This window comes from Streptomyces sp. NPDC002076 (genome assembly GCF_053593835.1).
The window spans coordinates 122,017-139,516 of record NZ_JBSFDI010000003.1 but is presented as its reverse complement, the minus strand read 5'-3'; the positions used below and the strand labels follow the sequence as shown (position 1 = coordinate 139,516).

The 17,500-nt window shown below is 70.7% G+C and carries 19 protein-coding genes and 1 pseudogene; 5 read left to right on the top strand and 15 right to left on the bottom strand.

Going from position 1 to position 17,500, the window contains the following annotated elements; all coding sequences use genetic code 11:
• Positions 1-29: 29 nt before the first annotated feature.
• Entirely contained in the window at positions 30-782 is a 753-nt protein-coding gene (locus ACWCQS_RS07830; protein ID WP_451003621.1) for an MBL fold metallo-hydrolase, read from the bottom strand.
• A 216-nt stretch (positions 783-998) separates the two neighbouring features.
• Between ACWCQS_RS07830 and ACWCQS_RS07825 the strand changes: the two genes are divergently transcribed.
• The gene (locus ACWCQS_RS07825) at positions 999-1,451 is read left to right on the top strand and encodes a type II toxin-antitoxin system PemK/MazF family toxin (RefSeq protein ID WP_451003620.1); all 453 of its coding nucleotides are present in this window, start codon (positions 999-1,001) and stop codon (positions 1,449-1,451) included.
• Here ACWCQS_RS07825 and ACWCQS_RS07820 read toward each other — a convergent pair whose 3' ends face one another.
• From ACWCQS_RS07820 to clpS, 9 genes are all read right to left on the bottom strand, one after another.
• A complete protein-coding gene (locus tag ACWCQS_RS07820; RefSeq protein WP_451003619.1) occupies positions 1,452-1,901 on the bottom strand; it encodes a hypothetical protein in 450 nt (149 codons plus the stop codon).
• A gap of 131 nt (positions 1,902-2,032) precedes the next feature.
• On the bottom strand, positions 2,033-4,099 hold the full coding sequence (locus ACWCQS_RS07815; RefSeq protein ID WP_451003618.1) for a putative Ig domain-containing protein: 2,067 nt from the start codon (positions 4,097-4,099) through the stop codon (positions 2,033-2,035).
• A gap of 285 nt (positions 4,100-4,384) precedes the next feature.
• Positions 4,385-5,335 carry a PLP-dependent cysteine synthase family protein gene (locus tag ACWCQS_RS07810; RefSeq protein WP_388627398.1) on the bottom strand — a complete coding sequence of 317 codons (951 nt, stop codon included), beginning with the start codon at positions 5,333-5,335 and terminating at the stop codon, positions 4,385-4,387.
• A gap of 17 nt (positions 5,336-5,352) precedes the next feature.
• Positions 5,353-5,631 carry a MoaD/ThiS family protein gene (locus ACWCQS_RS07805; protein ID WP_388627396.1) on the bottom strand — a complete coding sequence of 93 codons (279 nt, stop codon included), beginning with the start codon at positions 5,629-5,631 and terminating at the stop codon, positions 5,353-5,355.
• Positions 5,632-5,726: 95 nt separating this feature from the next.
• The gene (locus ACWCQS_RS07800) at positions 5,727-5,822 is read right to left on the bottom strand and encodes a putative leader peptide (protein ID WP_317774922.1); all 96 of its coding nucleotides are present in this window, start codon (positions 5,820-5,822) and stop codon (positions 5,727-5,729) included.
• Positions 5,823-5,901: 79 nt separating this feature from the next.
• Positions 5,902-6,324: a Mov34/MPN/PAD-1 family protein gene (locus ACWCQS_RS07795; RefSeq protein WP_451003617.1), complete on the bottom strand. Its 423-nt coding sequence runs from the start codon at positions 6,322-6,324 to the stop codon at positions 5,902-5,904.
• A gap of 136 nt (positions 6,325-6,460) precedes the next feature.
• The gene (locus ACWCQS_RS07790) at positions 6,461-7,894 is read right to left on the bottom strand and encodes an amino acid permease (RefSeq protein ID WP_451003616.1); all 1,434 of its coding nucleotides are present in this window, start codon (positions 7,892-7,894) and stop codon (positions 6,461-6,463) included.
• A gap of 349 nt (positions 7,895-8,243) precedes the next feature.
• The gene (locus ACWCQS_RS07785; RefSeq protein ID WP_451003615.1) at positions 8,244-8,849 is read right to left on the bottom strand and encodes a DUF2017 domain-containing protein; all 606 of its coding nucleotides are present in this window, start codon (positions 8,847-8,849) and stop codon (positions 8,244-8,246) included.
• Between the two features lie 13 nt (positions 8,850-8,862).
• Entirely contained in the window at positions 8,863-9,180 is a 318-nt protein-coding gene (gene clpS, locus ACWCQS_RS07780) for an ATP-dependent Clp protease adapter ClpS (protein WP_107455226.1), read from the bottom strand.
• A 57-nt stretch (positions 9,181-9,237) separates the two neighbouring features.
• Between clpS and ACWCQS_RS07775 the strand changes: the two genes are divergently transcribed.
• Positions 9,238-10,584, top strand: a complete 1,347-nt coding sequence (locus ACWCQS_RS07775; protein ID WP_451003614.1) for a nicotinate phosphoribosyltransferase — start codon at positions 9,238-9,240, stop codon at positions 10,582-10,584.
• Positions 10,585-10,680: 96 nt separating this feature from the next.
• The gene (locus ACWCQS_RS07770) at positions 10,681-11,274 is read left to right on the top strand and encodes a nicotinamidase (RefSeq protein ID WP_451003613.1); all 594 of its coding nucleotides are present in this window, start codon (positions 10,681-10,683) and stop codon (positions 11,272-11,274) included.
• A 3-nt stretch (positions 11,275-11,277) separates the two neighbouring features.
• Here ACWCQS_RS07770 and ACWCQS_RS07765 read toward each other — a convergent pair whose 3' ends face one another.
• Together ACWCQS_RS07765 and ACWCQS_RS07760 are read right to left on the bottom strand one after the other, a co-directional pair.
• Complete coding sequence (locus ACWCQS_RS07765) at positions 11,278-11,598, bottom strand: hypothetical protein (protein ID WP_450984980.1); 321 nt, start codon at positions 11,596-11,598, stop codon at positions 11,278-11,280.
• 121 nt (positions 11,599-11,719) lie between these two features.
• Positions 11,720-12,208: pseudogene (locus ACWCQS_RS07760) on the bottom strand (immune inhibitor A domain-containing protein); the annotation flags it as partial.
• Positions 12,209-12,594: 386 nt separating this feature from the next.
• Between ACWCQS_RS07760 and ACWCQS_RS07755 the strand changes: the two are divergent.
• Positions 12,595-12,852 (top strand): hypothetical protein, encoded by a 258-nt coding sequence (locus ACWCQS_RS07755; RefSeq protein ID WP_451003612.1) that lies wholly within the window; start codon positions 12,595-12,597, stop codon positions 12,850-12,852.
• Between the two features lie 75 nt (positions 12,853-12,927).
• On the opposite strand, the gene ACWCQS_RS07750 is transcribed toward ACWCQS_RS07755, so the two are convergent.
• Together ACWCQS_RS07750 and ACWCQS_RS07745 are read right to left on the bottom strand one after the other, a co-directional pair.
• Positions 12,928-13,719: an RDD family protein gene (locus ACWCQS_RS07750; RefSeq protein WP_451003611.1), complete on the bottom strand. Its 792-nt coding sequence runs from the start codon at positions 13,717-13,719 to the stop codon at positions 12,928-12,930.
• 74 nt (positions 13,720-13,793) lie between these two features.
• Positions 13,794-15,407 carry an RDD family protein gene (locus tag ACWCQS_RS07745; protein ID WP_451003610.1) on the bottom strand — a complete coding sequence of 538 codons (1,614 nt, stop codon included), beginning with the start codon at positions 15,405-15,407 and terminating at the stop codon, positions 13,794-13,796.
• A gap of 235 nt (positions 15,408-15,642) precedes the next feature.
• Here ACWCQS_RS07745 and ACWCQS_RS07740 point away from each other — a divergent pair, with 235 nt between their 5' ends.
• On the top strand, positions 15,643-16,056 hold the full coding sequence (locus ACWCQS_RS07740) for an SsgA family sporulation/cell division regulator (RefSeq protein ID WP_451003609.1): 414 nt from the start codon (positions 15,643-15,645) through the stop codon (positions 16,054-16,056).
• A gap of 17 nt (positions 16,057-16,073) precedes the next feature.
• Here the strand turns inward: ACWCQS_RS07740 and ACWCQS_RS07735 are convergent, their stop codons facing one another.
• Positions 16,074-17,489: an FAD-binding oxidoreductase gene (locus ACWCQS_RS07735; protein WP_451003608.1), complete on the bottom strand. Its 1,416-nt coding sequence runs from the start codon at positions 17,487-17,489 to the stop codon at positions 16,074-16,076.
• Between the last annotated feature and the right edge of the window lie 11 nt (positions 17,490-17,500).

Genomic DNA, 17,500 nt, shown 5'->3' with positions numbered 1-17,500 from the left:
AGGTTCCGGGGGCCTTCGTCATGCGGAGGCTAGATCTCGTACGTCGTCCTCGGCGCCGCCAGCTCCACCGGCCCGCCGAACACCGCACGCGCGTCACGGAGGTTCACCTGCGGATCGGTCCACGGCGGGATGTGCGTGAGCACCAGGCGCCGCGCGCCGGCCCGCGCGGCCGTCTCGCCCGCCTCGCGGCCGTTGAGATGCAGGTCCGGGATGTTCTCCTTGCCGTGCGTGAACGCGGCCTCGCACAGGAACAGGTCGGTGTCCCGGGCCAGCTCGTCCAGCGTCTCGGTGACCCCCGTGTCGCCGGAGTACGTCAGCGACCTCCCGCCGTGCTCGATACGGATGGCGTACGCCTCCACGGGATGGCGGACCCGCTCGGTGTGCACCGTGAACGGGCCGATCTCGAACGTGGACGGCTTGACCGTGTGGAAGTCGAACACCTCGCTCATGGACGAGGCGGACGGGGTGTCGGCGTAGGCGGTGGTCAGGCGGTGTTCGGTGCCCTCGGGGCCGTAGACCGGGATGGGGTCGCAGCGGCCGCCGTCGTGGCGGTAGTAGCGCGCGACGAAGTACCCGAGCATGTCGATGCAGTGATCGGCGTGCAGATGGCTCAGGAAGATCGCGTTCAGGTCGTAGAGACCGCAGTGGCGCTGCAGCTCGCCAAGGGCGCCGTTGCCCATGTCGAGGAGCAGCCGGAAGCCGTCGGCCTCGACGAGGTAGCTCGAGCAGGCCGATTCCGCGGACGGGAACGACCCCGAGCAGCCGACGACGGTGAGCTTCATGAAGCAGAAACCTCCGCTGGCGGAAAGATCATAAAGGGGCTGGAAACGGGGGTCGTGCGGTTCGTCGAGCGTAAGGCGCGAAAGCACGGGTCGCTCCTCCGCCAGGGGCCGTTGTGGGCGAACTCACCTGTGCTGTCACCGGTTCGGCTGGACCGGGGGCGCATGAGGATCCGCAGAGGGCGCGCAATCCTCGGCGCGCGCCGGTAACGTCGTCGTATGGACACGTCCTGGTGGCTGGCACTCGCGGCGGTGGTACTGCTCGCGCTGGTCGCCACGCTCATCGACGGCTGGGGGCGCGGCCGCCGGTACGCCGGCCGGCGCCTCGGATCGCTCGGCCGCATGCGCCCGGGGCAGGCCGCCCGGCCGGTCCCCGGGGACATCTGGTGGGCGGACGTCCCCTACGAGGACCGCGCCGACGCGAAGGACCGGCCGTGTCTGGTGCTGGCCGTGCGCGGGAACAGGGCCACGGTCGCCAAGATCACCAGCAAGTACCACGACGAGCGCGCGGGCGTGATCCCGCTGCCGCCGGGCGCGGTCGGCGACGCCCGCGGCCGCCCGAGCTTCCTGGAGACCGACGAGCTGCGCGAGGTGCCGGTCGGTGACTTCCGGCGCCGGGTGGGTGTGGTGGACCCGGTGCTGTGGGACCAGGTACGGCACCTGGCCGGCTGATCACTTCACGTTCACCGTGACCGTCCACTCCTGAATGCCTTTGCAGGACACCTGGCCCGGCGCCGTCGGCTCGGCGCACAGGGGGCGGGAGGACGTCAGTTTCTCGGTGCCGGTGGCCACCGCCTGGTACGCGGCCGTCGCCTGGCCCGGCAGGATGACGAAGCCCGCGTTGATGCCCTTCAGCGCGCTGCCGGTGGCCATGAGCGGCTTCCAGGGGCGGGACTTGGTGCCGTCCAGGGTGACCCGGACCTCGCCGCCCTTGGCCACGCACACGGTACGGCCGCTGTCGGAGGCCTTGAGCTGGACGAGGGGGGCGCAGCCGGCGCCGCTCGGGGATGCGGACGGTGACACCTTGCTGCCACCGCTGCCGGTGTCCTTGCCGCTGTGGGAGCCGCAGCCGGCGAGGAGCAGCGCTGTGGCCGCGAGGGCACAGAGGGTCGTACGGCGCATGGGGGTTCGCCTTTCTGCCGTGCGTGGCCGTGAGGGTTCGGCCGCCTGGTGCAGATGTGACGTACCGGTACCGAAATAGGATCCCGCACGCGGACGGTTTCCGCGTGCGGGACCCGGGGTCGTGCGGAGGATCAGCTGGTCGTCAGGGCGGTGTCGTCCACGACGAAGCTGGTCTGGAGGGAGGAGTCCTCCACGCCGTTGAACTTCAGGGTGACCGTCTGGCCCGCCAGCGAGGACAGGTCGAAGGTCTTCTGCGCGTACCCGGAGTTCGCGTTGACGTTCGAGTACGTCGCCAGGGTGGTCGAACCGGCGGTCACGGTCAGCTTGTCGTACGCGGTGCTGCCGGTCTCGGCGGTGTCGATGTGCAGGTAGAAGGTGAGCGTGGCCTTGCAGCCGGCCGGGATCGTCACCGACTGGGACAGCGTGTCGGTGTGGCTGGAGCCGTAGCCGTCGAGCCAGGCGTAGTACGAGCCGCCGTGGGCCGCCTCACCGGTGTCGTTGGTGATGACGCCGCTGGAGGTGCTCCAGCCGGTGTTGCCCGACTCGAAGCCCGGGTTGGCCAGCAGCTGGGAGGAGGAGCAGGTGCCGCCGGAGGAGCCGACCGTCCAGGTGAAGGACGTCGAGCCGGAGGCGCCGGTGGAGTCCTGCGCGGTGACCGTGACCTGGTAGGTGCCCGCGGTGGACGCCGTACCCGAGATCAGGCCGGTGGAGCTGTTGATGGACAGCCCGGTCGGCAGGCCGGAGGCGCTGTAGGTGAGGGCCGCGCCCGCGCTGTCGCTGGCCTGGATCTGCAGGCTCGCCGAGCTTCCGGTGGTGGTCGACTGGCTGCCGGGGTTGGTGACGGTCACCGTGTTGCCGCTGCTGGAGCCGGCGGTGAAGGCGGCGGTGCCGTTCGGGGTGCCCCAGCCGGTCGGGCCGTCGTAGCCCGTGCGCGCGGTGCAGAAGTACGAGGTGGAGCAGGAGCCGTTGGAGCCGCTGGTCACGTCGTACAGGTTGCCGGTGTGCTGGTAGGGGTACTTCGCCGGGTAGTCGCTCGCGCCCGGGGTGCCCGCGAGGGCGTAGACGCTGGCGACGATCGGCGAGGAGGCGCTGGTGCCGCCGACGACGCCCCAGCCGGAGCCGCCGTAGGTGTCATAGACCGCCACACCGGTGGCCGGGTCGGCGACCGCGGAGACGTCGGCCTCCATGCGCTTGGTGCAGCCGGTGTCGGTCTGCCAGCTCGGCTTCGGGTCGTAGGCGGAGCAGCCGGAGCCGGTGCCCTCGGTGGAGTTGGTGTGCCACACCGACTCGCTCCAGCCGCGGGAGTTGGAGGCGGTGGTGAGCGCGGTGCCGCCGACGGCCGTCACGTACTGGGAGGTGGCCGGGTACTCGGCGCCGTAGGCGGAGTCACCCGAGGAGACGGTGATCGCGACGCCCGGGTGCTTGAAGTACGAGGTGTCCTCGCTGGTCTGCGAGGAGGACTCGGAGCCGCCCCAGCTGTTGGAGACGAACTTGGCGCCGAGCGAGACAGCCTCGTTCTCGGCGATGCCGAGGTCGGTGTCGTTCGCGGAGTTGGCCTCGACCAGGATGATGCTGCAGTTCGGGCAGACCGCGCTGACCATGTCGATGTCCAGCGCCTCTTCACCGGCCCAGCCGCTGTCGTTGGTCGGCAGCGAGGTGGTGGAGCCGGTCTGGCTGACCTGCTTGAAGCAGCCGTTGGCCTTGGTGCAGGAGGACAGGCCGTAGGTGGAGCGGTAGGTGGCCAGGTCCGACTCGGCGTTGGGGTCGTTGTAGGCGTCGACGATGGCGACCGTCATGCCCGAACCGCCCGTGGTGGGCAGGTTGTAGGCGCTGTGCAGGTTGGCCGGGGAGAGGCCGGAGGGCGCCGCGGCGGCGACCGCCGAGGCGAGGCGCTGCCGGATGTCCGTGCGGCGCTGGGCGAAGCAGGACGCGTAGCCCGGCTTGGCCTTGGCGCACAGGTGCTCGGTCGGCACCTTCTGGCCAGCCTTGCCGGTCGAGTGGAAGGTCTGCCGCTCGGGGGCGGTCAGCGCCTTGGCGTTCTGCGTGACCTTGGAGGTGTGGGGGTGAGCGGTGGCGGACTGGGCGCCGGCGGTCGGTGCGGCGACCAGACCGGCGACGGTCAGGGCGAGCGCGGGGAAGGCGACGGCGACGAGTCTTCGCAGACTCCGTCTCCGCCGCGTAAGGCGTGACTCACGCATGGGGTACTGCCTCCGGTTGACGTGGGGTATCGCACTGGATTGGCAGGCCCGTGACGCGCGTAGCGGCGGCAGAACCGCGCAGTCATGAGCATGACACTCTCAGGCACCTGTCATCGCCTGGTGAGCGTGACATGACAGGGTGCGGGAGGACGCTAGCTCTGGCCTGAGCACCACTGGCAGTGGTGAAAGAATTTCTTTGCCTTGCCATAGGAATGGCTTAGCCCCCTCATGGGAGGGGGCTGGTGACCGCTTGATCCGCGTTAATGCGGTGTTACGAAAACCGTGCTACGCCCAGAGCTGGCCCTGCAGCGTCTCGATGGCCTCCTCGGTGGTGGCCGCCGTGTAGACGCCGGTGGACAGGTACTTCCAGCCGCCGTCGGCCACGATGAAGACGATGTCCGCGGACTCCCCCGCCTTGACCGCCTTCCTGCCCACGCCGATCGCCGCGTGCAGGGCCGCTCCGGTCGAGACGCCCGCGAAGATGCCCTCCTGCTGCAGCAGTTCACGGGTACGGGTCACCGCGTCGGCCGAGCCGACCGAGAAGCGGGCGGTGAGGACCGAGGCGTCGTACAGCTCGGGTACGAAGCCCTCGTCCAGGTTCCTGAGGCCGTACACCAGGTCGTCGTAGCGCGGTTCGGCGGCGACGATCTGCACGCCCGGCCGGTGCTCGCGCAGATACCGGCCGACGCCCATCAGGGTGCCGGTGGTGCCGAGGCCGGCCACGAAGTGGGTGATCGAGGGGAGGTCGGCGAGGATCTCGGGGCCCGTGGTGGCGTAGTGGGCGCCCGCGTTGTCCGGGTTGCCGTACTGGTAGAGCATCACCCAGTCGGGGTGCTCGGCGGCCAGTTCCTTGGCCACGCGTACGGCGGTGTTGGAGCCGCCCGCGGCCGGGGAGGAGATGATCTCGGCGCCCCACATGCCGAGCAGGTCCCTCCGCTCCTGCGAGGTGTTCTCCGGCATCACGCACACCATGCGGTAGCCCTTGAGCTTGGCGGCCATGGCGAGGGAGATGCCGGTGTTGCCCGAGGTGGGCTCCAGGATGGTGCAGCCCGGGGTGAGCCGGCCGTCCTTCTCCGCCTGCTCGATCATGTGCAGCGCGGGACGGTCCTTGACCGAGCCGGTGGGGTTGCGGTCCTCCAGCTTCGCCCAGATACGGACGTCGGCGGACGGCGACAGCCGCGGCAGGCGCACCAAGGGGGTGTTGCCCACCGCGGCCAGCGGGGAGTCGTAGCGCATCGCTGCTCAGCGACCGATCAGCGCATGCCGCCGGCGACGGCCGGCAGGATCGTCACGGTGTCGCCGTCGGACAGCTTGGTCTCGATGCCGTCGATGAAGCGCACGTCCTCGTCGTTCAGGTACACGTTGACGAAGCGGCGCAGCTTGCCCTCGTCCACGATGCGGGCCTGGATGCCCGCGTGCCGGGTCTCGAGGTCGGCGAACAGCTCGGCGAGGGTGTTCCCGCTGCCCTCCACCGCCTTCTGGCCGTCCGTGTACGTGCGGAGGATGGTCGGGATGCGGACCTCGATGGCCATGGCTCAGGGCTCCTGTCGGAAGGTGTCGTCGGTTCGGTCAGGCGCGCGGCGGCGGCGCGCCGCGGCTCAATGCCGGACGGCGGCAGCGGGGTGGATCAACAGATGGCGCTGTTCAGCCTGCACAGGTCGACGTGCAGCCGCGCCACGAGCAGCATGCCCGGCGCCTTGTCGCTCACGTCGAGAAGAACCATGGGCTCATCGTAACGATTCCCGGTCGGGTCATCGGAGTGTGATCTCGCATGCTGGATGAAATCCGACCGCATCGCGGGATCAGTAGGCCTCCACGACCTTGACCTCCTCCTCCGTGACCTCGCCGTCCACGATCCGGAAGGAGCGGAACTGGAACTCGCCGAGGCCGTCGGCGTCGCGGGTGGAGACCAGGACGTAGTGGGCGCCGGGCTCGTTGGCGTAGGAGATGTCGGTGCGCGAGGGGTAGGCCTCGGTCGCGGTGTGGGAGTGGTAGATGACCACCGGGTCCTCGTCGCGGTCGTCCAGCTCGCGGTAGAGCTTGAGCAGATCGCCCGAGTCGAACTCGTAGAAGGTCGGCGACATGGCCGCGTTCAGCATCGGGATGAAGCGCTCGGGGCGGTCCGCGCCCGCCGGGCCCGCGACGACGCCGCACGCCTCGTCGGGGTGGTCCTTGCGGGCATGGGCGACGATCTGGTCGACGAGGGCCTGGGTGATGGTCAGCATGTCCGTCAGGATAAGCAGAAGGGCCGTTCCGTACCGAAGAGTGGTACGGAACGGCCCATATGCCGGACGTCCTGAGCGGCAGCCGCCGCGGGGCACCACGAGAGCCCCGTGCGGCCGGACGTCCCGGAGGGGATGGTCAGCGCTTGCGGAAGGCCGCGGCCTCCGGGTTGCGGCGCTTGAGCACCCAGTAGGAGACGCCGAGGATCGCGGCCCACAGCGGAGCACAGTAAAGCGAGACCCGGGCGTCCTTGTCGATACCCATGAGTACGATCACCATCAGGATGAACGCCAGCGCGAAGACGCTCGTGTACGGCGCCCCCGGCGCGCGGAACTCGCTGTGCGGCAGCAGCCCGCGGTTCGCCTTCGCCCGGTAGCGGATCTGGCAGACCAGGATGACGATCCAGGCCCACATGCCGGAGATGGTCGCGAAGGAGACGACGTAGTCGAACGCCTTGCCCGGCCACTGGTAGTTGATCCAGACGCCGACCAGCATGAGCGCGGCGGAGAACGTCGTGCCGACCAGCGGGGTACCGCTGCGCGTCAGCCTGGTGAAGAACTTCGGGCCCTGGCCGTTGAGCGCCAGGTCGCGCAGCATGCGGCCGGTGGAGTACATACCGGAGTTGCAGGAGGACAGCGCGGCCGTGAGCACGACGAAGTTGACGATGCCGGCGCCGACGGACAGCCCCATCTTCTGGAAGGCGGCCACGAACGGGCTCACGCCCGGGTGGAACTCGGTCCACGGCACGACCGACAGGATCATGATCAGCGCGCCGACGTAGAAGACGGCGATGCGCCACGGCACGGTGTTGATCGCCTTGGGCAGCACCTTCTTGGGGTCCTTGGACTCGCCCGCGGTGACACCGACCAGCTCGACGGCGAGGAAGGCGAACATGACCATCTGCAGGGTCATCAGCGTGTTGCCGACGCCGTGCGGGAAGAAGCCGCCGTCGCTCCACAGGTGGCTCACCGAGGCGGTCCTGCCCGCGTCGGAGAAGCCGATCGTGAGGATGCCGGCGCAGATCAGGATCATGCCGATGATCGCGGTGACCTTGACCATGGAGAACCAGAACTCCAGCTCACCGAAGAGCTTCACGGAGATCAGGTTGGCGCCGTACAGCACGATCGTGAAGATCAGGGCCGAGACCCACTGCGGGATGTCGAACCAGTACGTCATGTAGGCGGCCGCGGCCGTGACCTCGGTGATGCCGGTGACCACCCAGAACAGCCAGTACGTCCAGCCGGTGACGAAGCCCGCGAAGGGGCCGATGAACTCGCGCGCGTACTCCGAGAACGAACCCGACACCGGGCGGTACATCAGCAGCTCGCCGAGCGCCCGCATGATCAGGAAGATGACGAGACCCGCGATGGCGTAGGCCAGGATGAGGCTGGGGCCCGCCTTGGAAATGCCCTTGCCCGCGCCGAGGAACAGGCCGGTGCCGATGGCTCCGCCGATGGCGATCATCTGGATCTGCCGGGACCCGAGCCCGCGCTGGTACCCCTCGCCGTCCTCGCTGTCGGCCGGCGCGGCGTCCTTGCCGTCCCGATGCTGGTCGACCTGCGCTGAGGTCATGTGTGGTGCGCCTTTCTCCATGCCGACCCGGGCCTTTCGTCGGCCTCGGATCGGGTTTCGATCCCCCCGGATTGCTGGAGCTGGGCGGCTTTCCAGGTCCGCCCGTGCCTGGCCGACGGTCGTCGGCTCGGTGGCGCACCCGGCCGGACATGGGTGGTGTCGGCCGGGCGGTCGTGAAGATTTATCACGGCCGCAATATGGATCACGGGGGCGCGGTGTGGCGCATCGCACAGGGAAAAGGGGACAAAGAGCGCCCGTATGCGGCAAACCAGGCCGCAACGGTGACGGGATCGTTATCCGGATTTGAGCGTCCGCTGAGCGAACACCCGTGCACCGTAAAATGCCCTGATTACGCCATAAGCGTGTTGACCAGGGTCTCCTGGAGCCCGCCCAGCCACAGATAGGCCATCACCATCGGCTTGCGCGGGTCCTCGTCCGGGAGCCGGTAGAGCAGATCGGTGTCGTCCTCGTCGGTGATCTCCAGCCGGGTGCCGATGGCGAGCCGCAGGTCGTTGAGCGCGCCGAGCCACTGCCGGGACTCCGCCGGCGCCAGCTTCAGCACCGCCCCGCCCTCGCCCACCGGGGCGAGCGCGTCCAGGGCGCGGATCACCGCGAGCGCGTTCTCGCGCTTGCCGGCGCGCAGGTCGTTCTCGGTGTAGCGGCGGAACTCGGCGGAGTGGGCCTGCCGCTCCTCGGCCTCGGCGGGCGAGTCCGGGGCCTGCTCCGGGTCGTTGTAGGCATCCGGGAAGAGTCTCCTGAGCACCGGATCGGCGGGCGGCTCGCTCGGGCCCTCCGCGAACAGCTCGGCGAGCGGGTCCTCCGGGCTGTCGGCGCCCGGCCCTGGGCCGATGAGCTCCAGGAGCTGGACGGCCAGCGACCGGATGATGGAGATCTCGACGTCGTCGAGCGCGACGGCCGCGCCGCCGCCGGGGAGCGGTTCGAATTGTCCGGGCATGTAAATGAGTTCGCTACTTCCGGTCCTGCTGCAGGGTGGCCCACAGACCGTAGCCGTGCATCGCCTGCACGTCGCGCTCCATCTCCTCGCGGCTCCCGCTGGAGACGACCGCCCGGCCCTTGTGGTGGACGTCGAGCATGAGCTTGGTGGCCTTGTCCTTCGAGTACCCGAAGTAGGACTGGAAGACATACGTCACGTAGCTCATGAGGTTGACCGGGTCGTTGTGCACGATCGTGACCCAGGGGACGTCGGGCTCGGGTACGGCGAAGACCTCCTCCGCCGACTCTGTGCGTTCGATCTCTAGGGGCGCGGGTGACGTCACATTGCCCATGCTGCCACGGCGAGGAAAAATCGTCACACCGACGAAAAGGGAGTACGATCCCCAGTCATGAACACAGCGGACCTTGGGCTGCCGGTGGACGTTCCCTCGACGGCGCTCTTCACTGACCAGTACGAGCTGACGATGCTGCAGGCCGCCCTGAAGGCCGGTACGGCCGAACGGCGGAGCGTGTTCGAGGTCTTCACCCGGCGCCTGCCGGAGGGGCGCCGCTACGGCGTGGTGGCGGGCACCGGGCGGGTCCTGGACGCGGTGGAGAACTTCCGCTTCGACGCCGACGTCCTCGGCTTCCTGCGCGAGCGGCAGATCGTCGACGAGCGGACCCTGAAGTGGCTCGCCGACTACCGCTTCAGCGGGGACATCTGGGGCTACCCCGAGGGCGAGGTCTACTTCCCCGGCTCGCCGATCATGCGCGTCGAGGGCACCTTCGCCGAGTGCGTGCTGCTGGAGACGGTGATCCTCTCCATCCTCAACCACGACTCCGCGATCGCCGCGGCCGCCTCCCGGATGGCCTCCGCCGCGGGCGAGCGCCCGCTGATCGAGATGGGCGCCCGCCGCACCCACGAGCTGGCGGCGGTCGCCGCCGCGCGCGCCGCCTACGTCGGCGGCTTCGCGACCACCTCCGACCTCGCGGCCGGCTTCCGCTACGGCATCCCGACGGTCGGCACCTCGGCCCACGCCTTCACCCTGCTCCACGACCGCGAGCGGGACGCCTTCCAGGCCCAGGTCGACACCCTCGGCCGGGGCACCACCCTGCTGGTGGACACCTACGACGTCGCCGAGGCCGTCCGTACGGCGGTGGAGGTGGCCGGCCCCGAGCTGGGCGCGGTCCGCATCGACTCCGGCGACCTGCTGCTCGTCGCCCACCGGGTGCGCCAGCAGCTGAACGAGCTCGGCGCGGCCAACACCAAGATCGTCGTCACGTCCGACCTGGACGAGTACGCGATCGCCTCCCTCGCCGCCGCTCCCGTGGACGCCTACGGCGTCGGCACCCAGCTGGTGACCGGCTCCGGGCACCCGACCTGCTCCATGGTCTACAAGCTGGTCGCCCGCGCCGAGTCCGGCGACCCGAAGGCGCCGCTGGTGCCGGTCGCGAAGAGGTCCAGCGGCGGCAAGACCTCCATCGGGGGCCGCAAGTGGGCGGCGCGCCGGCTGGACGAGGACGGGGTGGCGGAGGCCGAGGTGGTGGGCACCGGCCCGGTCCCGGCGGACCTCGCCGACCGACAGCTGCTGGTGGAGCTGATCAAGGGCGGGGACGTGGTGGCCCGCGAACCCCTGGACGCGCCGCGCGACCGCCACATCGCCGCCCGCGCGAACCTCCCGCTCTCCGCCACCCAGCTCTCCCGAGGGGAACCTGTCATTCCGACGGAGTACGTCCAGGGGCGCTCGGGTAGCTAAAGCGGGACCGCCGTCCGCCTCGCCCACGCCCCCTCCCCTACGGGCCCGTAAGTCTCTAGGCTCAGTTACTTAATCCTCAGTCGAAGGACAACCGCCATGCGTCGCGCCTTGATCGTCGTAGATGTGCAGAACGACTTCTGCGAGGGGGGCAGCCTCGCGGTGGCCGGGGGTGCGGACGTGGCCGCCGCCATCACGGAACTGATCGGCCAGACCGGGGGCAGCGGATACCGCCATGTGGTGGCCACCCGCGACCACCACATCGCACCCGGCGGCCACTTCGCCGACAACCCCGACTTCGTCCGCTCCTGGCCCGCGCACTGTGTCGCGGGCACGGAGGGGGTGGGCTTCCACCCCAACTTCGCTCCCGCCGTCGCCTCCGGCGCGGTCGACGCGGTCTTCTCCAAGGGGGAGTACTCGGCGGCCTACAGCGGCTTCGAGGGCAAGGAGGAGAACGGCACACCGCTCGCCGACTGGCTCCGCGCCCGCCACATCGACGAGGTCGACGTGGTCGGCATAGCCACGGACCACTGCGTACGCGCCACGGCCCTGGACGCCGCGCGGGAGGGCTTCCGCACCCAGGTCCTGCTGGACCTCACGGCGGGGGTTGCTGCGGAGACGACGGAGCGGGCGCTGGAGGAGCTGCGAGAGGCGGGCGTGGAGCTGACGGGCAAGCCCGTGGTCAGTGGCTGAGGGTCACTGAACCACCGCTGACCTGCGCTGAAGCGCCCGGATGGGGTGCCACAGCTCGGTCACGATGACACCGTTGTCCGTCGGTGCCGTGCGCCATATCAGGCCGTCCGGATGGTGCAGCACGGCCGTGATCTCGTCCGGGGTCGGCGGCGCGGCGTTCCCCCGGAGGTAGATCGCACGGAACCCCAGGTTGCGGAGCCTGGTCAGGGCTCGGGCCCGGTTCTGGGCGTGCACCAGAACCCGCACCCCGGCGGAGCCGTGGGGCAGGTTCAGCGCCACCACGACCGTGCCGTTCGGCAGCTTGCAGAAGCCTCCAGCGGCCATGCGGTCACATCCCCGTTTCGGTCGGTGTCAATAAGCGGTCCACAGGACGCACCTAAACACGATCGGTGGCGACCCGCCAAGGGGTCGCCGCCGATACATGCCTGACCTGCGAAAACGTGGACTACCTCGGGGCGGGACCAACCTTGAGCAAGATCGTCGAGCCGTCCTTGGCCTCCTTGACGATCGCGATCTTGGTGTTGGTGTCAGTGACGCGCACGCCACCGGTGGGGTTCGACGGGTCGTAGTAGGTGCTGGTGTGGTCGTTGAAGACCGGCACCCCCTTCGACGCCTTGATCACCGTCGCGACGTCCGCCTTGTGCAGCGTGATGCCGTCGGTGCCGTACCGGCTGAACGGGGAGTCGTACGCCTGCATGCGGTTGCGCATCAGCGTGCCGTCGGACCACTTCAGCGCCGTCGGGTGCGAGTCGACCGGCAGGATCAGACCGGTGCCCGGGTGGCCGTTTGCGCTGTTGGTGTTGTTGTCCGCCTGGGAGGTGTCCCACTTCCAGATCAACAGGCCGTTCTGGTACGGGTAGTGCTCCACCCAGTCCGGACAGGTCGTCGAGAAGCCGAAGTTGTACGGGCCGGCCTTCAGGGTCCTGTCGTACGACTCCTTGGTCCCTGTCCGGCAGGGCGACCACAAGGGCCTGCTTGTCCAGGTGTTGTACTCGGCGACGCCCGACTTGTGCGTGGACTGCGTACCGGCCTTGGCGGTGTCGTAGTTGAGCCAGCCGAACTGCAGCTTGTCCCCCCGCGGTGCCGCTGAGACAGGCCTTGAGTTGGGCCAAGCGCACTACATGGAGCAGACGTTCGCCTTACGAACCTGCTCGCGGTCTATGCCTCCACCCCATGACTCCGTGCGCCCCCTGTGCACCGGTACCGTGGGTTAGGTCACGCTTACCGGGTGCCTGGCTCGGGCATGCACGCGAAGAGAGTCGAATGGCACGCCCATCCGAAGAATCGAATCCCCCGAAGACTTCCGAGGACACGATTGCCATGCCTCGTCCGACTGCCGCACAGCTCGTTTACGGTTCGTGCACCGTGATCTTCTCGACGCTCGCCATGCTGCTGCTGTCCCAGACGAGTTCACGCCTCGGGGTCAGCGTCATCGCCCTCGCGGCGCTGGCCCTCGGGCTGCTCGTGGCGATGACGGTACCGCTGCCGAAGGCCCGCACCACCGGGGCACCGGCCCGGACGCCGGTCGAATCCGCCGAGCCCGCGCCCCAGGAGCAGCCGGTCTCCACGGCCCTGTGAACACTCCGCACGAAAGCGGCGGGCCCGTGATCCCACGGACCCGCCGCTTTCGTACGGGCGCCCCTGACGCTTCGCTCAACCGGTGCTGACCACCACCGTCTTGGCCGCCTTGTCATGCAGCCCCTGCTTGTAGGGCTTGTCGAAGTAGCTCCAGCCGCCGCAGATCGCCGTCCAGATGCAGGCACAGCAGAAGGCGAACGGCAGCCACAGCACCAGGGCGCGGATCAGGTTCGTCTGCACCGAGGGGGTGGCGCCGTTGTCCAGGTTCGCCACCCGCATGTTGAGCCACTTCTTGCCGAGGGTCTGGCCGTACTTGCTCATCATGAAGGTGTCGTACGCGATGTACAGCACGGCCGCGATGAAGGCCTGCCCCAGGGACTTGCCGACCGTGACGTGGTCACCGTTGACCTGGTACTCGCGCACTCCGAAGGCCCAGGTGAGCAGCCAGACGACGATGCCGACGAGAATCATGTCGGCGATCCGCGCGAGCGTCCGCCTGCCGCTGTCGGCGAGCGGGGGCATACCGGCGAGCGGGTCCTCGGGGTAACCGCCGGCACCCGCGCCATAGGGGCCGCCCCCGTAGGGTCCGGCGCCTCCGTACGGGCCGCCCCCGTAGGGAGGAGGCTGCTCTCCGCCGTACGGGGGCGGGGGCTGGTTGCCGTACGGCGGCGGGGGCTCCCCGCTTCCGTACGGGGGTGGCTGGCCGCCGCCCGGAGGCTGCCCGCCGCCCGGTGGCGGAGGCTGCTGGGCGCCGCCGTACGGGGTGTCGTACGGCGAGCCCGGCCCCTGGTCCGACGGGGGCCGCTTCCTGAACGGGTCGTCCTCGGGGGGCTGCTCTCCGGAGCCGGGGGGCGGTTGGCTGCTCATGGCCCGAGTGGACCGCGAACGCCCCGGCTCCGCATCCGGCGGACGGCCGTACGGAGTACGTCCGTGCCCCGCGCTCAGCCAGCGACGAAGGTGTGCGCCGCCTTGTCGTGCCAGCACTGGTGCCAGGGCCGGTCGAACAGGCACCACAGCACGCCGACGATCCCGATGCCGAGCAGGCCCGGCACGCTGTAGACCAGCCAGCGGCGCAGCGCCAGGCCGAAGGTGGGGGGCTCGTGCGCCTCGATGTCCCGCACTTCGAGCCCCAGCAGCTTCTTGCCGAGGGTGCGGCCCCATTTGGCGGTCGGCAGCACCTCGTACGCGACGCCGCCCAGGAGCAGGACCGCGAGCACGATGCCGAGGCTGGTGGCGGTCGTGCCGTCGAGCAGCCAGACGGTGACCTCGCGGCCGGACAGCCTGGCCGCGTCGATCTTCTGCTGGACGTGGTCGACGGCCTTGGTGCCGAGCGGTACGGCGGCGGCGGCCGTCACGGCGCCCACGACCAGGGTGTCGATCAGCCGGGCGGCGAACCGCTTGCCGAGTCCGGCGGGACGGGCGGCGGCCTGGCGGCGCGCGGCCGCCTGGAACAGGTCCTCGACGGGCGGCTTCCACGGCGCCACGGGCTGCTCGTCCGCGCCGCCGGCCAGCTGGTGCACCTGCTGCGCCCAGGACGCCTGCCCGCCGCCGGGCCCGCTGGTCACCGGGGTGACCGGGGCACCGCTCTGCGCCGGCACCGAGGGGGCCACGGCCTCCGGAGCGGGCTGAGCGGACGGGGCCTGCGGCGTCTGCGCGGCGGCGCGGGCGGCGGCGGCCTTGCCGGCACCGAAGCCGGGGCCGCCGGCCGGGGAGGCGGAGGCGGGGTTCGGGGAGGACGCGGCGAGGGGCGGGGTGGGCGCGCCGACGGGGCCCTGCGGGCCGACGCCGGAACCGGCCCCGGGGCCGACGCCGGCGCCGGGGCCCTGCGGGCCGAAGCCGGACGAACCGGCCGCGCCCGCCCCGGGCCCACCGGAGGCCGGCGCCTGCGCGCCGGACGCGGGCGCGCCGAAGCCGGAGCCCTGGGCCGCGCCCTGCGGGCCGAAGCCGGGGCCCGGCCCGGCTTCCGCGCCGGTGGCCTGCGGCCCGGACGCGGGCTGCGCGCCCCGCCGGCCCTGGCCGGGTACCGGGCGGAACGTCATCGTGCCGTCGTCCGTGACGGCCGCGGGCCCCGGGACCGGCCGGCGGAAGAGGAAAGTGCCGCCGGGGTCCTGGTCCTCGCCCTCGCCCGGGCCTGCGTCGGTGCGGCCGCCCGGTCCGGCCGACCCGGCCGAGCCCTCCGCGGGCACCCGCGGATCGGCACCCCAGGCGGTCCGCCCGTCACCGGCACCGGCCTGACCCGTGCCCCGGTCGCCGTACCCGGCGTGGCCTGTGCCGCTGCGGCCGTCGGTGCCCCAGGCGCCTGCGCCGTCCTGGCCGGGGGGCGTCGGCTGTGGGTCCTCGTCGAAGAAGTGGGGGCCCGTCTCCTCCACGGCCGACGGCGCGGCGCGGACACCGGGCGGCGGGATGAGCGGTTCGCCGTCCTTGGGCGCCGGGCGGCTGGTGCCGGGCACCCAGGAGGCGCCGTTCCAGTACCGGACGTATCCGGGGATGGACGGGTCCGGGTAGTAGCCCTCGCGGGGCCGGTCGTCACCTGGGGCCGGGGTTGGGGCGCTCATGTCCGTCGTCCCGTATCTGCTCGGGGGTGGGATGGGAGCCTCCACATCTATCAGACGGCGGCAGCCCGCAGCGCCAGTCCCGCAGGACCCACCCCTTTCCGGGCAACTCCGTGCCCGGCTCTCACACGTCCGCGGAAAAAGTTTCCCCGAACCCGCGTAATGGAGCGGCCCCTGCCCCCTCTTCCCCGGTGCGGGCCCGTTCCGAGCGGCCCCGAACAGAAAGGACACGCAGGTCATGCAGCACACCGTGGTGGAGCGGGAGCTGGAACTGAGGCTCATCCTGTCGCCGGAGCGCGGCATCCCGGTGCCGGCCCGGCTGAGCTACCGCTCCGACGATCCGTACGCCGTCCACATCACCTTCCACATCAACTCCGAGTCCCCAGTCGACTGGACGTTCGCCCGCGATCTGCTGGTCGAGGGCGTGTTCCGGCCGTGCGGGCAGGGGGACGTGCGGGTGTGGCCGACGAAGGTGGAGGGGCGCAGTGTCGTGCTGTTGGCGCTGAGCGCGCCGGACGGGGACGCGCTGCTTCAGGCGCCGGTCCCGCAGGTGTCGGCCTGGCTGGAGCGGACGCTGCGGGCCGTGCCCCCGGGGACGGAGGGCGGGCAGCTGGGCATCGACGACGCGCTCGACCAGCTGCTCGCCCAGTGAGGGGCCGTACCGAGGGCTCAGAGGACCTTGCCCGGGTTGAGGAGGTTCAGCGGGTCGAAGGCCTGCTTCACGGCCCGCTGCATCTCCACCCCGACCGGGCCGATCTCCCGGGCCAGCCACTCCTTCTTCAGCACGCCGACGCCGTGTTCGCCGGTGATGGTGCCGCCGAGCTCCAGGCCGAGGGCCATGATCTCGTCGAAGGACTCGCGGGCCCGCCGGGACTCGGCCACGTCCTGGGCGTCGAAGCAGACCGTGGGGTGGGTGTTGCCGTCGCCGGCGTGTGCGCAGACGCCGATGGTCAGGTCGTACTTGGCGGCGATCCGCTCGACACCCTCCAGCATCGCGCCGAGCCGCGAGCGGGGCACGCACACGTCGTCGATCATCGTCGTGCCCTTGACCGCCTCCAGCGCGGTCAGCGAGAGCCGCCGGGCCTTGAGCAGCAGCTCGGACTCGGCCGCGTCCTCGGCCGGGACCACCTCGGTGGCTCCGGCGGCCTCGCACAGGGCGCCGACGGCGGCGAGGTCGGCGGCCGGGTCCGGGGTGTCGAAAGCGGCCAGCAGCAGCGCCTCGGTGGTCTCCGGCAGGCCCATGTGGGCGAGGTCGTTGACCGCCTTGACGGTCGTACGGTCCATCAGTTCGAGGAGGGACGGGACGTGACCGCCCGCCATGATCCGGCACACGGCGTCGCAGGCGGCGGCCGCGGAGGGGAACTCGGCGGCCAGCACCAGTTGCTGCGGCGGCTTGGGCTTGAGCGCGAGCACGGCCCGTACGACGATGCCGAGCGAGCCCTCGGAGCCGACGAACAGGCGGGTGAGGTCGTACCCGGCGACGCCCTTCGCGGTGCGGCGGCCGGTCGACATCAGGCGGCCGTCGGCCAGCACCACGTCCAGGCCGAGCACGTACTCGGCCGTGACCCCGTACTTCACGCAGCACAGGCCGCCGGACCCGGTGCCGATGTTGCCGCCGATGGTGCACATCTCCCAGCTGGAGGGGTCCGGCGGGTAGTACAGGCCGTGCTCCTCGACCGCGCGGGAGAGGGTCGCGTTGATCACGCCGGGTTCGACCACGGCGATCCGGTCGACGGGGCTGATCTCCAGGATGCGGTCCATCTTGGTGAGGGACAGCACGATGCAGCCGTCGGTGGCGTTGGCGCCGCCGGACAGGCCGCTGCGGGCGCCCTGCGGGACCACCGGCACGCGCAGTGCGGTGGCGGTGCGCATGACGTGCTGGACCTGTTCGACGGTGCGCGGGAGGACGACGACGGCCGGGGTGCCGGCCGGGCAGAAGCTCGCCATGTCGTTGGCGTAGGCGGCGGTGACGTCGGGATCGGTCACAACGGCCTCGGCGGGCAGGCCGGCCAGGAGCCGGTCGGTGAGGCTGCCGGTGTCCACGGCGTCTTCGGAGCGGGGCGCTTCGATGCGGCTCATGATCAAAGGGTCGCACT

Bases quoted from the DNA above. Each gene is read 5' to 3' on its own strand.
- ACWCQS_RS07830 (WP_451003621.1), bottom strand. From the start codon at position 782: ATGAAGCTCACCGTCGTCGGCTGCTCGGGGTCGTTCCCGTCCGCGGAA.
- ACWCQS_RS07825 (WP_451003620.1), top strand. From the start codon at position 999: ATGGACACGTCCTGGTGGCTGGCACTCGCGGCGGTGGTACTGCTCGCG.
- ACWCQS_RS07820 (WP_451003619.1), bottom strand. From the start codon at position 1,901: ATGCGCCGTACGACCCTCTGTGCCCTCGCGGCCACAGCGCTGCTCCTC.
- ACWCQS_RS07815 (WP_451003618.1), bottom strand. From the start codon at position 4,099: ATGCGTGAGTCACGCCTTACGCGGCGGAGACGGAGTCTGCGAAGACTC.
- ACWCQS_RS07810 (WP_388627398.1), bottom strand. From the start codon at position 5,335: ATGCGCTACGACTCCCCGCTGGCCGCGGTGGGCAACACCCCCTTGGTG.
- ACWCQS_RS07805 (WP_388627396.1), bottom strand. From the start codon at position 5,631: ATGGCCATCGAGGTCCGCATCCCGACCATCCTCCGCACGTACACGGAC.
- ACWCQS_RS07800 (WP_317774922.1), bottom strand. From the start codon at position 5,822: ATGGTTCTTCTCGACGTGAGCGACAAGGCGCCGGGCATGCTGCTCGTG.
- ACWCQS_RS07795 (WP_451003617.1), bottom strand. From the start codon at position 6,324: ATGCTGACCATCACCCAGGCCCTCGTCGACCAGATCGTCGCCCATGCC.
- ACWCQS_RS07790 (WP_451003616.1), bottom strand. From the start codon at position 7,894: ATGACCTCAGCGCAGGTCGACCAGCATCGGGACGGCAAGGACGCCGCG.
- ACWCQS_RS07785 (WP_451003615.1), bottom strand. From the start codon at position 8,849: ATGCCCGGACAATTCGAACCGCTCCCCGGCGGCGGCGCGGCCGTCGCG.
- clpS (WP_107455226.1), bottom strand. From the start codon at position 9,180: ATGGGCAATGTGACGTCACCCGCGCCCCTAGAGATCGAACGCACAGAG.
- ACWCQS_RS07775 (WP_451003614.1), top strand. From the start codon at position 9,238: ATGAACACAGCGGACCTTGGGCTGCCGGTGGACGTTCCCTCGACGGCG.
- ACWCQS_RS07770 (WP_451003613.1), top strand. From the start codon at position 10,681: ATGCGTCGCGCCTTGATCGTCGTAGATGTGCAGAACGACTTCTGCGAG.
- ACWCQS_RS07765 (WP_450984980.1), bottom strand. From the start codon at position 11,598: ATGGCCGCTGGAGGCTTCTGCAAGCTGCCGAACGGCACGGTCGTGGTG.
- ACWCQS_RS07755 (WP_451003612.1), top strand. From the start codon at position 12,595: ATGCCTCGTCCGACTGCCGCACAGCTCGTTTACGGTTCGTGCACCGTG.
- ACWCQS_RS07750 (WP_451003611.1), bottom strand. From the start codon at position 13,719: ATGAGCAGCCAACCGCCCCCCGGCTCCGGAGAGCAGCCCCCCGAGGAC.
- ACWCQS_RS07745 (WP_451003610.1), bottom strand. From the start codon at position 15,407: ATGAGCGCCCCAACCCCGGCCCCAGGTGACGACCGGCCCCGCGAGGGC.
- ACWCQS_RS07740 (WP_451003609.1), top strand. From the start codon at position 15,643: ATGCAGCACACCGTGGTGGAGCGGGAGCTGGAACTGAGGCTCATCCTG.